Origin of the sequence: [Limnothrix rosea] IAM M-220 (assembly GCF_001904615.1) — a bacterium.
Lineage (GTDB): Bacteria > Cyanobacteriota > Cyanobacteriia > Cyanobacteriales > MRBY01 > MRBY01.
Genome location: NZ_MRBY01000023.1, coordinates 44,180 through 57,120, shown reverse-complemented (window position 1 = coordinate 57,120; position 12,941 = coordinate 44,180). Strand labels below are relative to the sequence as shown.

The 12,941-nt window shown below is 47.4% G+C and carries 15 protein-coding genes; 1 reads left to right on the top strand and 14 read right to left on the bottom strand.

Features of this window, described 5'->3' with window-relative positions; translation table 11 throughout:
• Positions 1 to 291: 291 nt before the first annotated feature.
• The 11 genes from NIES208_RS10740 to NIES208_RS10690 form a co-directional block, all read right to left on the bottom strand.
• Positions 292 to 1,167 carry an S-methyl-5'-thioadenosine phosphorylase gene (locus NIES208_RS10740; protein WP_075892570.1) on the bottom strand — a complete coding sequence of 292 codons (876 nt, stop codon included), beginning with the start codon at positions 1,165 to 1,167 and terminating at the stop codon, positions 292 to 294.
• Positions 1,168 to 1,232: 65 nt separating this feature from the next.
• The gene (locus NIES208_RS10735; RefSeq protein WP_235641374.1) at positions 1,233 to 1,556 is read right to left on the bottom strand and encodes a type II toxin-antitoxin system PemK/MazF family toxin; all 324 of its coding nucleotides are present in this window, start codon (positions 1,554 to 1,556) and stop codon (positions 1,233 to 1,235) included.
• Complete coding sequence (locus NIES208_RS10730; protein ID WP_075892566.1) at positions 1,547 to 1,810, bottom strand: AbrB/MazE/SpoVT family DNA-binding domain-containing protein; 264 nt, start codon at positions 1,808 to 1,810, stop codon at positions 1,547 to 1,549. Before NIES208_RS10730 ends, NIES208_RS10735 begins: the two co-directional genes overlap by 10 nt.
• 67 nt (positions 1,811 to 1,877) lie before the next feature.
• A complete protein-coding gene (locus NIES208_RS10725; protein WP_075892564.1) occupies positions 1,878 to 2,810 on the bottom strand; it encodes an RluA family pseudouridine synthase in 933 nt (310 codons plus the stop codon).
• Complete coding sequence (locus NIES208_RS10720) at positions 2,811 to 3,770, bottom strand: DnaJ C-terminal domain-containing protein (RefSeq protein ID WP_075892562.1); 960 nt, start codon at positions 3,768 to 3,770, stop codon at positions 2,811 to 2,813.
• A gap of 98 nt (positions 3,771 to 3,868) precedes the next feature.
• Positions 3,869 to 6,172, bottom strand: a complete 2,304-nt coding sequence (dnaK, locus tag NIES208_RS10715) for a molecular chaperone DnaK (protein ID WP_075892560.1) — start codon at positions 6,170 to 6,172, stop codon at positions 3,869 to 3,871.
• Between the two features lie 108 nt (positions 6,173 to 6,280).
• Positions 6,281 to 7,186, bottom strand: coding sequence for a tetratricopeptide repeat protein (locus tag NIES208_RS10710; RefSeq protein WP_084176603.1), 906 nt, complete (start codon positions 7,184 to 7,186; stop codon positions 6,281 to 6,283).
• A 90-nt stretch (positions 7,187 to 7,276) separates the two neighbouring features.
• Positions 7,277 to 7,477: a hypothetical protein gene (locus NIES208_RS10705; protein WP_075892558.1), complete on the bottom strand. Its 201-nt coding sequence runs from the start codon at positions 7,475 to 7,477 to the stop codon at positions 7,277 to 7,279.
• Between the two features lie 86 nt (positions 7,478 to 7,563).
• Positions 7,564 to 7,908 (bottom strand): HepT-like ribonuclease domain-containing protein, encoded by a 345-nt coding sequence (locus NIES208_RS10700; RefSeq protein ID WP_075892556.1) that lies wholly within the window; start codon positions 7,906 to 7,908, stop codon positions 7,564 to 7,566.
• Entirely contained in the window at positions 7,898 to 8,254 is a 357-nt protein-coding gene (locus tag NIES208_RS10695) for a nucleotidyltransferase family protein (RefSeq protein WP_084176602.1), read from the bottom strand. The genes NIES208_RS10700 and NIES208_RS10695 overlap by 11 nt, the downstream gene beginning before the upstream one ends.
• A gap of 79 nt (positions 8,255 to 8,333) precedes the next feature.
• On the bottom strand, positions 8,334 to 9,068 hold the full coding sequence (locus NIES208_RS10690) for an HAD family hydrolase (protein WP_075892554.1): 735 nt from the start codon (positions 9,066 to 9,068) through the stop codon (positions 8,334 to 8,336).
• Between NIES208_RS10690 and NIES208_RS10685 the strand changes: the two genes are divergently transcribed.
• Entirely contained in the window at positions 9,067 to 10,002 is a 936-nt protein-coding gene (locus tag NIES208_RS10685; protein WP_235641373.1) for a tetratricopeptide repeat protein, read from the top strand. The two genes, NIES208_RS10690 and NIES208_RS10685, sit on opposite strands and share 2 nt — an antisense overlap.
• Before the next feature lie 32 nt (positions 10,003 to 10,034).
• Here the strand turns inward: NIES208_RS10685 and hslO are convergent, their stop codons facing one another.
• The 3 genes from hslO to NIES208_RS10670 all read right to left on the bottom strand — a co-directional run bounded on the left by hslO (position 10,035) and on the right by NIES208_RS10670 (position 12,695).
• Positions 10,035 to 10,931, bottom strand: coding sequence for an Hsp33 family molecular chaperone HslO (hslO, locus tag NIES208_RS10680; protein WP_075892552.1), 897 nt, complete (start codon positions 10,929 to 10,931; stop codon positions 10,035 to 10,037).
• Positions 10,932 to 11,050: 119 nt separating this feature from the next.
• Positions 11,051 to 12,379, bottom strand: a complete 1,329-nt coding sequence (locus NIES208_RS10675) for a PrsW family glutamic-type intramembrane protease (RefSeq protein WP_084176601.1) — start codon at positions 12,377 to 12,379, stop codon at positions 11,051 to 11,053.
• A gap of 115 nt (positions 12,380 to 12,494) precedes the next feature.
• Positions 12,495 to 12,695, bottom strand: a complete 201-nt coding sequence (locus tag NIES208_RS10670; RefSeq protein ID WP_075892550.1) for a hypothetical protein — start codon at positions 12,693 to 12,695, stop codon at positions 12,495 to 12,497.
• Between the last annotated feature and the right edge of the window lie 246 nt (positions 12,696 to 12,941).

Below are 12,941 nucleotides of genomic sequence, written 5' to 3'. Positions count from 1 at the left end.
GACGCGGTGAATGGGAGAGCGAGAGATCGGGAGATGTTTCTATGCAAACAATCCTACTAGCTTTCAAAAAATGCAAATTTTCGTTGCTTCCCCGTGTCTTTCCCTCTCTGTGTCTCCTCTTCTCTAAAGAATTTTGGCTACATTCTTATCCATAACTGACGTTACTTAGGCAGTGAACACCTAAAATCTAAGCCTATATATTGCAAGGCTTTTGGGATGAGTTTTGCTGTCAATCTGCTTTGGTTTCCTGTTGGGCGATCGCCGCCCCAAAGAAACATTAATCAAAAAACATTAATCAAAATATTTACTGAGAATTGCCGCAAGCTTTGTTTTCGTCTCATCAGGAACATTGTCCTTTGGTGTGAGGATTGCGTACTTTAATGCATCGTGGGCAACAGATTTTGGTGGGTTCGTCGCGAGTTTTGCCACGACTGAACGAATTACTTTTTGAGCATTCATCGCATTTTTCTGGAGATTGCCGATCACCATTTCAACCGTCACACTATCGTGATCCGGATGCCAGCAATCATAGTCTGTCACTAAAGCCAGAGTGGCATAGGCGATTTCTGCTTCCCGTGCCAATTTTGCTTCCTGAAGATTGGTCATGCCGATAATACTTGCGCCCCAGCTCCGGTAGAGATTTGACTCGGCTTTTGTCGAAAATGCCGGGCCTTCCATACATATATAAGTTCCACCGCGATGCAAATCCACACCTTCTAACTTTGATTCTTCGACCGCATCTCCCAAGACTTTTGCTAGGTCTAGGCAAATCGGATCACCGAAAGCAATGTGAGCGACAATCCCTTCTCCGAAAAAAGTGTCAGTGCGGTGGCGGGTGCGATCAATAAACTGATCCGGAATCACCATATCAACAGGCTTACATTCTGCCTTAAGGGAACCTACCGCAGAGGCCGAAATAATGTATTCAACACCGAGAGTTTTCAGGGCATAGATATTGGCGCGAAAAGGGAGTTCTGTGGGTAAAAGATGGTGGCCGCGACCGTGGCGAGGTAAGAAAACGACTGGTGTGCCATCAAGGGTTCCCGTTACAAATTTGTCGCTGGGGTCACCAAATGGAGTTTCTATCGCAATCTCTTCAACGTCCTGTAGCGCTTCCATTTTGTAGAGTCCGCTACCACCGATAATCCCGATTTTGATGTCTGCCATGAAGTTTAAATATTGATTTATCCAGCATTTATTCTATCGACCCTGAAAGGTTTCGATGAGTTTGTTTATGGTGCAAATAATTCAGCAAGAATCGATAGCACCTGTTGTTGGGTCGTCGTCGTAATTTTACCTAGTTTCTTAACTAGGCGAGTTTTATCGATTGTTCTAATTTGATCAAGAATAATTTGTCCACTTTTTCCTTGAAACCTACAGCTAACACGGGTTGGGTAGGTGCGACCTCTGGTCGTCATCGGCGCAATAATCACTGTTGCAATTTTTCGGTTCATCTCATCTGGAGAAATAATGAGGCAAGGACGTGTTTTTTTGATTTCACTGCCAACTGTGGGATCAAGGTTCACGAGAAAAACATCAAACCGATTTACTGCCATTCCCATTCATCGGACTCCCAAAGTGTTTCTGTCACTTCGTCTACTAGAGCGTCATCCCGGTTGTCGTGCATTGTTTGAAACGCATCTTCCCATCCCTCACGAACTGACTTCACCGGACGAATAATCAGTTGGCCTTCATACACTTGGATTTCCACATCATCGCGAATACCACTTTGCTCCAACAAAAGTTTTGGAATCCGGATCCCTTGGGAATTCCCAATTTTGACGAGGCGTGTTTTGATAGCTTCGCTCATAGTCTTTTAATTGCAAAAAGTAATTACATTGTAGTTACAATTCTGGACGAATTTCTTCGGCGATCGCTCATGTTTTCCGAAATTTCTCGGCGATTTCTTGAGAGTTGAACTGCGGCGGGCTGTAAAACGACTGTGTTTTTAGGGTTTTTGGATGAAGAAACTTGAGTTCAGTGGCGTGCAAGAAATAGCCACAATCGCCGGGTAAAGCTGTTTTTTCAGGAGGAGTAGCGATTTTTGGCAGACCACCTGGTGCATAGAGTGGATCGCCGAGTAGTGGAAAACCGATCGCCGCCATGTGAATGCGAATTTGGTGAGGTCGTCCCGTTTTAATATTGACTGCGACTAAAGATGTTTCGGGATGGCGTTCGAGTACGGTCATTTCACTGTGGGACGGTTTGCCCTCGGGATGAACGGCGTGGAGTTTACCAATAACTGGATGGGGGACTTTACCGATGGGGGTGGTAATGGTGAGCTGGTCTGGATAGTCGCCTGCGGGAATGAGGGCACGGTAAATCTTGGTGATTTTGTGTAGGCGGATTTGCTGGCTCAAGTGCTGTTTGCCGAGGGGCGATCGCCCTAGGATCATGAGTCCGGATGTACCTCGCCCCAAGCGATGAATTGGAATAGGCGTTTCATTCGGAAAATGCTTGCGGAGCTGATGGAGTAGCGTATTTTCCAGAAAAAAACCGCCGGGTAATACAGGTAATCCAGAGGGTTTATCAATAATCAAAAAATCTTCTTCTGCGTGAACAATCTCATAATCTAACGGTGCGTCTGGCTCTTCCCAAGGTTCGCGGTGGTAGGCAAGCCGTTGATTTTTTTCTATAAGTTGTTCTGCTTTGGCAGGTTGCCCATCGACAAAAATTTGCCCTTGAGCGATGCGTTCTGACCATTTTGTACGACTGGAATGGCGATAATTTTGACTATAAAAATCCAGTACCGTTAAACCGACATGGCAACGTTTGGGGCGATCGCCATAAATCCAGCCCTGATTAAGCATTTAGGAATACTGGTAAATATCTTTGCGCGGATTAAAACTTTCCACTTCCCGCAATTTTTCATACAAAGCTTTTTCTTCAGGCGTGATTTCCACGGGCAAGACAATTTGTACTTCCACAAACTGATCACCACGATTTCCAGAACTGCGGGGATAGCCTTTATTTGCCAAACGTAGTCTTTGCCCAGCTTTTACGCCGTTGGGCACAGTCATTTTGACTAGACCATCAATGGTCGGAATCTCGATGGAACCACCCAAAATCGCTTCAGTCGGGCTTAGGGGTAATTGGCAATAAATATCTGCGCCTTGGATATCAAAAAATGGGTGACGCGCCACCGTGATTTTGAGATAAAGATCGCCGCCATTAATGCCTTGGTTCCGCAGCCGAATGCGTTGCCCATCCACCATATGGGGAGGCATCTCTACTTCCAGCGATCGCCCATCTTCTAGACGAATTCTTTCACGACCACCCCGATAGGCCTTTTCAAGGGGGAGCGTTAACCGTGCTTCCACATCACGCCTAGATGGTGGCTTTGGTGTGGCAACTTTTGTGGTTTTGGTTGTGCCGGGACGGTAATCGTCGTAATTGCTCGTCCTAACACGGGCTTGGGTTTGCTGAGTTGTTTGACGTTTCTTATCGCCAAAGGGATTCACGCTGCCAATATTGGCGAACTGACTAAAATCGTTGCGCTTATTACGGTTGGGTGTACGACTAAAACCGGGACGGCTGTATTTATTGCCTACGGCGCGACTGAACTGGTCGTATTGCGATCGCCGCCCATCATCGGAGAGAATTTCGTAGGCCTCATTGATGTCCTTAAATTTTTCCTCAGCAACCTTATCGCCCGGATTGACATCAGGGTGATAGCGACGCGCTAATCGACGAAATGCCTGCTTAATCTCATCACTCGAAGCATTCCGAGGAACGCCTAAAATTTCATAATAGTTACGCAAATTGTTCATATTTAGGCGACAGAGTAGAGAGAGCTCTCCAGATAGAATGACGCACGATTAAGTTATGTGTTGTTCATTATGCCGGAATTAACTCCGAAAACAAGGGTTTAAAACCACTCGTCATCTTCATCCCAGTCATTTTCGTAGGGAATATTGCGACCTTTACCTTCGCTGTAGTACTTGCGGGAGACATTTCTTTGTTCGTAGGGGTCTCTCGCAGAAGGCTTGGGGCGACGGGGGTCTGGACGATCTGCTGGGCGACGGCGCGGCGCTGCACCATTGCCATAACTGTTGTCATTAGTCGGTTGATTGCCACTGTAGTTTTGGCGCGGTGGATTGGCTGCCCCATAGTTATAATCCCGGCCAGGGGGCTGCTGTCTTTGGGGCGATCGCCGATCATACTCATAGCCTTGATTGCGCTGGGGCTGCCGCGGTTCATCATAGTCATAATCGCCACGTCCTGCCCCATAACCTGTGCTATAACCACCAGAACCGGGTCGCGAAGCCTGACGAGAATCATAATAATAGTCATCATCCTCATCGTCACCAATAAAAGTTTTCTTGATGGTGCTAAAGAAGGATTCATCCTCATCTTCGTATTGCATCCGCACTTCGCGGTTCAGCTCATACAAAGCATCCTGTAAATCTGCCTGGGCACGATCTAGGCGGCGATCGTCATTTTGCTTGAGGCCTTCCAAAATTTCTTGGGATAAGCTTTCAATACGACGGCGATAGTAGCTAGCAAACTGACTACCAAAATCAAGGGTAACTTCCTTTAATCTTCTCGAAGCCTGATCCGTTAACGCCTTGGCCCGATTACGCTTTTCGACTTTTTCACGGCGCTCACGATCCTGCTGGGCAAACTGTTCCGCATTTTGCATCATCCGGTTCACTTCAGCATCAGTCAGCGTCGAAGAACCCTGTACCGTAATACTTTGCTCACGACCAGTGGTTTTATCCCGTGCCGCCACCTGCAAAATACCATTGGCATCAATATCAAAGGACACCTGAACTTGAGGCACACCGCGAGGTGCTGGAGGAATACCCGTTAATTTAAACCGACCAAGGGATTTATTTCCCTGCGCCATTTCCCGCTCACCCTGCATCACGTGAATTTCAACGACTGTTTGATTATTTTCGCCAGTGGAAAAAATGTCAGAGCGCCGGACTGGAATAGTGGTATTTCTCGGAATGAGCTTTTTCATTACCCCACCAATGGTTTCTAGACCAAGGGAAAGGGGTGTTACATCGAGCAAAAGAATATCCTTAACTTCGCCCCCAAGAATGCCCGCCTGAATCGCCGCACCCACTGCCACGACTTCATCGGGATTGACATTTTGGTTTGGCTCCCGGTCAATAAAGCTCCGCACTAAACCCTGCACCAGCGGAATACGCGTAGAGCCGCCCACAAGGACAACTTCTCGGATTTGTACCGGACTAATGCCCGCATCCTGTAACGCACGTTTAATGGGACGGCGTAGGCGGCTAACTAATTCGCCACTAAGACTTTCAAAGGTGGCACGGTCAAGCTGGGTTTCTAAATGCTTTGGGCCATCCTCTGTGGCGGTAATAAAGGGAAGATTAATTTCCGTCGTTGTAACGCCAGACAGCTCAATTTTTGCTTTTTCTGCTGCTTCGGTGAGGCGCTGTAATGACTGACGGTCTTTGCGGAGATCAATGCCTTCGGCTTCGAGGAACTGTTCTGCTAGCCAATCGACAATTTTGCGATCAAAGTCATTACCACCAAGCTGGGTATCGCCACTGGTGGATTTGACTTCGAAGATGCCGTCGCCCACTTCAAGGACGGACACGTCGAAGGTGCCGCCTCCTAGGTCAAAGACAAGAATGGAAGAGCTTTCTTTTTGTTCGAGGCCGTAGGCTAGAGCGGCTGCTGTCGGTTCATTGAGAATCCGGAGTACTTCTAGGCCAGCAATGCGTCCGGCATCGCGGGTGGCTTGGCGTTGGGAATCGTTGAAGTAGGCGGGCACGGTGATCACGGCTCCGGTAACTTCTTCGCCTAGGTAACGTTCGGCTTCGTCTGCTAGGCGGCGAATAATTTTTGCGGAGATTTCTTCGGCGGCAAATTCTTGGCGGAGGCGGGGACAACGAATTTTAATGGTGTCTTCTTCGGTGCGGCGGATGGTGTAGGGAACTTGTTTTGATTCTGGGGTTAGTTCTGCGTATCGTCTCCCCATAAAGCGTTTGACACCGTAGTAGGTGTTCTGGGGATTGAGGACTGATTGTCGCCGAGCCATTTGCCCGACAAGGAGTTCGCCGTCTTTGTTGAAGCCAACGACGGATGGGGTTGTTCTTGTGCCTTCTGAGTTGGCAATAACAATGGGTTTGCTGCCTTCCATTACTGCGACAACGGAATTAGTTGTTCCGAGATCGATGCCGACTACTCTACCCATGCGCTTTTCTATTCTCCTTGGTGTGGCTCGACAATTTATTTATCTTAGGGTGCGCCACGATTGTTAACAATATTTACTTGCTATTTTATCGGAGGCCTTCGGTTTTTGTTAGGGCTGGATGGTATCGAGGAGTTCGAGGGCTTGGGCTTGGTTCTCGATTTGGTTTTGTTGGCCGAAAATTTCTGCGGCTTTGGTAAGGTCGGCGATCGCCTGTTCTGTGTTGTCTAGTTGATAGTGGGAAATACCGCGGTTGAAGTAGGCTTCGGCAAAGTCGCTGCGGCGTTCAATGCTGGCATTGTAGTCGCGAACGGCGGCCTGGTGGTCACTAATGCGATTGTAGGCTAGGGCGCGGTTGTAATAGGCCTTGGCATGGTCTGGCTGAAGGCTAATAGCGGTGTCATAATCAGCGATCGCCTGTTCGTGGTGTTGGCTTGCTAGTGTGGTGTTGCCATTTTCTGAAGCGATGACGGCTAGGTCGTCGTAGGTATTGCCGCGATTGATAAAAAAGTCTGGGTTAGCTTGGGTGAGGGCGATCGCCGCTTCACAATTTTCTAGAGCCGCATCGTAGTTTTTTAATAAATAGGCTGCGTAGCAACGGTTGCCGTAGGCATCGGCAAATTCGGGATTGAGCTCTGTCGCTTGGCCGTAGTCGTCAAAGGCTGCTTGAAAATCCCCTAAAACATGGTGGCTATAGCCGCGATTATAAAATGCATCAGCATCGGTTGGGTCAAGTTCGAGGGAGGCGGTAAAGGCGGCGATCGCCCCATTAAAATCACCGCTGGTCAGTTTATCAACACCATCGTTATAAAACTGAATTGCTTCGAGACGTGCTGTGTCGCTCACTTCTGTTGTAGAAGGATTCTTCTCTGTAGCAGGCTCTACTGGTTCGCTTTCATTTTGAGCGATTGCTAGCGGTAATTGTGGAAGAGTTGACTGCCCTTTAATTTCCGCAGCGAGGGGTGTTTGGGTGAAGAAGAAGGTGCTGCCGAGAATGACCCAGTATCGAAGTTTCATGATTGTCCGTTCTTTGTCTAAAGCGATTGTTTTAAACTCATATCCGAATCCCCCTATTGTAAGGGTCGAGTTGAGCTCAAATCCTTTCCCTTAAGACTTCGCATCAGTAGATTGGTCTACCGGATCGTCTGTTTTAAACTTTGGAATAATGCCTTTGTCGTAGTTGGAGGCGATCGCCAAAAACGCCCCAGCCAAAATATAAATCGGTAATGGCACAAAAAATCCTTTAATGGATTGGAACAGTTGCACTAATACAAAGAGAACTGCAACGCTTGTTAGCCAAACTTTCATGGAAACCTCTCACCACACCTAGACAATTTGTAGCGCATCCAATGCGGCGATCGCCATAGCGCTAGTGTTTTTACAATTTTGATTATTCATGTTTCAGGCTTTTCAGGAACAAGAGGCGAAATGAGTTCGATTAATTCCGAAATATCATTTTGAACAACATCCCACACCAAATCTAAATTAACACCATCGTATTCATGGACGAGTTTATTACGCATGGCAATAACTTTTCTGTAGGGAATCTCTGAATGTGCTTGGCGGAATTCTTTGGAAATGCGTCCTAATGCTTCTCCCAGAACTGAAATTTCGTAGAGAACAGCTGCTTGGGTTTTAAGGTCGTCTGCAAACACAGATTTATCCATACCTGCCGTGAACGTGAGAATACGCTTTGAGAAAATTAGGGCATCCAGCAAGGAGGCTTGATCACGATTCATAAATCACCGTTGCTGTTTCGAGAATATGTTTGCGACGAATCCAATTCTCACTTCTTTCGAGATCGTTTACAAAAATAATATCGACATCTCGTTTGACCAAGTTGCTGAGCTGCTCTTCTAAGTCCAAAAATTCAGAGAAACTGAGGTGCGTATTGTCACTGAGCACAATCAAAAAATCGACATCGCTATCAGATCTAAAATCATTTCTTAACACCGAGCCAAAAATAGCCAGTTGAGTGATCTGCCAATTTCGACAAAAGTCACTAATGAGATCTTTACTAGTCGCTAAACGTTCGTACAGCTGAGTTGAATCTAGAGAAATCTGATTAGCTTTAATTAATTCCATTGTCGTCTTCAGAACATCGTGAAATTAGCGGTTTGATTACTCACTTTAATCCTAGCGAAAAGCAAACAGCAAAGAACGTTTAGACGATTTGAATCTCATCTAATGAGGCGATCGCCACATCTGCCCCCTCAAGATGCGCCGCCGTCGCGTTTCCCCAACAAATTCCCACTGAACCCCCAGCACCAGCATTCTTCGCCATCTGAATATCCCCCGGCGCGTCGCCTACCATTAATGTTTGGCTCGGTTTTGTGCCCAATTTGGCGCAGGCGGTAATAAATAAATTCGGGTCTGGTTTAAGACCAAATTCTGCACCCATCTTTAATTGGATAAAATCTTCGAGGTGATACATCTCCACAAATTTTTCCACGTTAGCCGTGTTATCCATGGAAAGAATGCCCAGCTTTAATCCGGCATCGTGGCAGAATTTCAAAACTTCTAAACTCCCTGTAAATAAAGGCGAAGTACCACTGCGATCACCTAAAACACTTTCTGCTTCTTCAAAGGCTTTTTTGGCGATTTCTAATGAGTCAAACCAACTGCGCCCCGTTTCTGCAATGTAAGCGGCGGCGGCGATCGCGTTTTCTTGATTACTACCGACTGCTAAAAGTCCGGCTGGGTCAAGATCGCCATCGAGCATGCCAAAGGACATTAGCAACGGCTCACCAACTCCCGGAACCTGGGCATCCACTAATCGAGCGCGTTTTTGGGCTAACTGTTTAAGGAAACTGTGGGAGTCGGATAATGTGCCATCTTTGTCAAAAATAATGCCTGTAATATTTTCAAAAATCTTGTCGTGAACCTTAACCGTGACCATGACCCAAATGCCGCGCAAATTTCTTCCATACCCTAGTACGAATCGCTCGGTAATGGACGACCAGATTTTTGGCCTGTCGCTGAAATCCAATGGCGAGGCAGGTTATCCTAAATCAGTGGTTATTTCAGACGGACAAAAAGCGATGCGGGGAATACTCTGTTTGATATGTGGGCTATTGCTGTGGTTAGGTTTACAGGCCTCCCCTGCAACGGCCATGACCGAAGATGATTATTGGCGCGGCGATCGCCTCACCCGTGAAGCGGTGCAAGCGGCCAAACAGGGGGATTTATTTACGGCGGAAAAGATTTGGTCAGAGCTCATTAAGGAATTTCCCGGTAACCCTGCCCTCTGGAGTAACCGTGGTAATACCCGTGCCAGTATGAGCAATTTTGATGAGGCGCTCGAAGATTTAAACGAAGCTGTGCGCCTTGCTCCCGACGAAGTTGATCCCTACTTTAACCGTGGGGCCATCCTTGAGCAAAAACAGCAATTTCAAGCTGCCATCGATGATTACAACAAAGCCATTGAACTAGATCCTGACGAGGCGATCGCCTACCACAATCGCGGAAATGCCTACGGCAGCCTCGGTAACTGGGAACAGGCTGTGAAAGATTACGAAAAAGCAACCGAGCTTGACCCCCGTTTTGCTTGGGCAGCCGAAAGCTATGCCCTTGCCCTCTACCAAAATGGCGATGTCGATAAAGGTATCCAGCGGATGAAAAGTGTGGTTCGTAAATACCCGCTGTTTGCCGATGCAAGGGTTGCTCTAACGGCTATGCTGTGGGGCAATAAACAATTTGGTGAGGCAGAAAGTAATTGGGTGTCTGCCAATGGTCTCGACAAACGCTACAAAGATCTCAACTGGATCCGCAATATTCGTCGCTATCCGCCGAAGGTGGCTAACAGTTTAGATAGTTTTCTGCATCTCAACTAAGCTCTCTAACAATTTCGGGCGGCGATCGCCTCCTAGGCTTCCTGTTGATCTAGCTCAGAAATCAAGCCACTGAGATGATCCACATCAGCATGGTAAACCTCATTGCAGAAATTACAAGTTGCCTCAGCGCCCCCATCTTTTTCGATCATGTCCTGAAGTTCGTCTTTACCGAGCATCTTTAACGCGCCCATCATGCGGTCAAAGGTACAACCACAGTCAAAGCGAACCATTTGAGTTTCAGGGAAAATATGGAGCCCTTCATCTCCGAGGAGATCCTGAAAAATATCATGTAAAGACTTACCCTGTTGGAGCAATGGCGTAAAGCCAGACAAAGTGCCAAGACGACTTTCGAGCTTGGTGACAAGGGTTTCGTCACGGGCGGCCTTAGGGAGAATTTGTAAAAGGATGCCACCAGCGGCGGTCACCCCTTCAGAACCGACAAATACACCGAGGACGAGGGCAGAAGGCGTTTGCTCTGAAGTGGCTAGGTAATGGGTGACATCATCGCCAATTTCGCCAGACACTAATTCAACGGTACTGGAGTAGGGATAGCCATGGCCAAAGTCTTTCACGGCATACAAAAAACCTTTACCCACTGCCCCGCCAACATCGAGTTTTCCTTTGCTATTGGGCGGTAATTCAACGCTCGGATTCTGGACATAGCCGCGTACTGTACCGTCGGGCCCTGCATCGACAAGTAAGCCACCGAGGGGGCCATCACCTTTGATGCGGAGGTTAATTCTAGACCCCTGCTTTTTCATGCTGGACGAAATCAGTAATGCCGATGCCATGGTTCGTCCGAGGGCTGCTGTGGCGACGTAGGACAGCTTATGGCGATCGCGTGCTTCTTGGGTGAGTTTGGTGGTGATAACACCGACGACTCGTATGCCATTGTCGGCTGCTGTACCGCGAATCAGTTGGTCTGCCATAACGTCTAGGGAAAGTGAACTTTTGTAAATACTATTATGACAATTCCCTGCACCGAAGCATAGCCGAATTAAATCTATGGGGCGATCGCCGAGTTTTGATCACTTTTTGTTAAATAGAATTATCGAGCAATGCGGGTGGCAAAATTGTCAGATCTTGTGGGGGAAAGGGTGCGAGCTTTTAGGATTGCCGCCGCTAAAAACGCATAGGAAAAGACTCCGACAACAGCCAGCAACAAACTACTGTAGGAACCGACAGTATTCCACAGCGCGTGGAGCAAAGATGAAGTCAGACAACCAACGATGAAGATTGTCCACTTTTTCGCAGGCTTGAGGACGCTGAGGCCAATAAAATAACCAAAATAGCCGCTATAGGCTATATGTCCAGCCACAGATCCTAGGATGCGGGGAATCAGAAGTTGTAGCCCCAGCAATTCGCCAGTGCTGATGTCAGCTTGCATTGAGACTTCATTCACAATATTTGGCACATATTGTCCTAGGGTTTCGACGAGGGTAAAGCCCACTGCCGAAGCTGTACCGAGCAAAATGCCGTCGAGGGGTTCGGTGACACCGATTTTTTCGCGCCGTTTGACGGATTTGAATTTATTGCCGATGAACATTGCCACAAAGATCGGAATCGCTTTAAGGATTTCTTCCATCAGCCCGGCTCCGAAAAACATGCCGATAAATAAGGCAAAAATGCCACTATCTTCGTAGAGTCCACCGGGTAAGATCTCGCGAAAGACAAAAATAAACAAATTCACGACGGGTGTCACCAACATCAGCATGGTTAAAAAAGCCGAGCCGATTAAAACCCACCAAGCTTTGCGTTTACCGCAGAGGCGATAGATGTAGTAAAAGGCAGCGCCTGCAATGTAGGTGGACAGCAGCAGATTAAAAAAGACTGGTTCCCCGATGGATGCAAACATTAAAACGACGCAAATGACGGTGAGGATGCCGGGAATTAAATAACCCTTGTGGGAGAGGTCTTTGCCGGAGCCTGCAATGGGGAAAAGTTGGGACAGGGTAACGACTTGGGAATCACTACTAGGGTTTGCACCCGAAGGATTTGAAACTTGGGGCGTTGGAATGGGTGAGGCAACTGTTGCGGCCTGGACTGAGGGGATTATTTCAAAAATAAATTCGGGACCGTTGTCGCCTAACATCAGGCGATCGCCGACCTGGAGGATCTGGGGCGAATAAATTTGTTTGCCGTTGATAAATGTGCCATTGGCGCTGCCAAGATCAGTGATTTCCCAACCATCAGGACTTTGTTTTAAAAGGGCATGGCGACGGGAAACGACCGTATAGAGATTAGGCTCTAGGGCAATGTGGCAACTGGGTTCGCGACCAAACACAAGCTCTTGTCCGGCGGCTAGCTCCACGTCTGACAATAGGCCAACTGCTACGCCGCCTGTGGAAATTTGTCGTATTTTGCCAATTTGTGCCATTGCGATCGCCCTAAAACAAAACCCAAGAAAAAATGAAAGACGGATCACTCCGCCCCGTTATTTATAACGGCTAAGACTGGTCTCAACCGTATAAACATCACGCTATTTAATGTTTTTATTCTTGATTAGCGCGACGGGCATCCATAACGGCTAAAACAAAGGAAATCACAGTAACCGGAACGCTACCAGCCAAAATGAGTTGAGTTGTACCGAAACCTAAATCAGGCTCTCCATAACTCAGCTCAAATACACAACCCACAGCGGCGATCGCACTGACACAGGCCAGTAGAAGTAAAATCGCGCTCTTTGGCGTCATTGTAACCATTGAAAAAACTCCCCTAAGACAACTTGCTGTTAATCATAATTCCCCTACAGGATGAGAGACAAGGAAAGTGCTTTAAAGGGCGATCGCCCGTCCCGTAGAATTTCGACGCAGTCTGACAAATAGGACGCGGTGATGCGGAGATAAAGTGACGCGGAGATATTTGTTTTTGTAGTCGCCTTTAAAACCAAAAAAAATTCTGAGTTATCAGGTATTTGTCCGCGTTGCAATTTGCTCGCC

Excerpts from the sequence above, each read along its gene's own strand:
- NIES208_RS10740 (WP_075892570.1), bottom strand. The coding sequence starts at position 1,167 with ATGGCAGACATCAAAATCGGGATTATCGGTGGTAGCGGACTCTACAAA.
- NIES208_RS10735 (WP_235641374.1), bottom strand. The coding sequence starts at position 1,556 with ATGGCAGTAAATCGGTTTGATGTTTTTCTCGTGAACCTTGATCCCACA.
- NIES208_RS10730 (WP_075892566.1), bottom strand. The coding sequence starts at position 1,810 with ATGAGCGAAGCTATCAAAACACGCCTCGTCAAAATTGGGAATTCCCAA.
- NIES208_RS10725 (WP_075892564.1), bottom strand. The coding sequence starts at position 2,810 with ATGCTTAATCAGGGCTGGATTTATGGCGATCGCCCCAAACGTTGCCAT.
- NIES208_RS10720 (WP_075892562.1), bottom strand. The coding sequence starts at position 3,770 with ATGAACAATTTGCGTAACTATTATGAAATTTTAGGCGTTCCTCGGAAT.
- dnaK (WP_075892560.1), bottom strand. The coding sequence starts at position 6,172 with ATGGGTAGAGTAGTCGGCATCGATCTCGGAACAACTAATTCCGTTGTC.
- NIES208_RS10710 (WP_084176603.1), bottom strand. The coding sequence starts at position 7,186 with ATGAAACTTCGATACTGGGTCATTCTCGGCAGCACCTTCTTCTTCACC.
- NIES208_RS10705 (WP_075892558.1), bottom strand. The coding sequence starts at position 7,477 with ATGAAAGTTTGGCTAACAAGCGTTGCAGTTCTCTTTGTATTAGTGCAA.
- NIES208_RS10700 (WP_075892556.1), bottom strand. The coding sequence starts at position 7,908 with ATGAATCGTGATCAAGCCTCCTTGCTGGATGCCCTAATTTTCTCAAAG.
- NIES208_RS10695 (WP_084176602.1), bottom strand. The coding sequence starts at position 8,254 with ATGGAATTAATTAAAGCTAATCAGATTTCTCTAGATTCAACTCAGCTG.
- NIES208_RS10685 (WP_235641373.1), top strand. The coding sequence starts at position 9,067 with ATGACCCAAATGCCGCGCAAATTTCTTCCATACCCTAGTACGAATCGC.
- NIES208_RS10690 (WP_075892554.1), bottom strand. The coding sequence starts at position 9,068 with ATGGTCACGGTTAAGGTTCACGACAAGATTTTTGAAAATATTACAGGC.
- hslO (WP_075892552.1), bottom strand. The coding sequence starts at position 10,931 with ATGGCAGACCAACTGATTCGCGGTACAGCAGCCGACAATGGCATACGA.
- NIES208_RS10675 (WP_084176601.1), bottom strand. The coding sequence starts at position 12,379 with ATGGCACAAATTGGCAAAATACGACAAATTTCCACAGGCGGCGTAGCA.
- NIES208_RS10670 (WP_075892550.1), bottom strand. The coding sequence starts at position 12,695 with ATGACGCCAAAGAGCGCGATTTTACTTCTACTGGCCTGTGTCAGTGCG.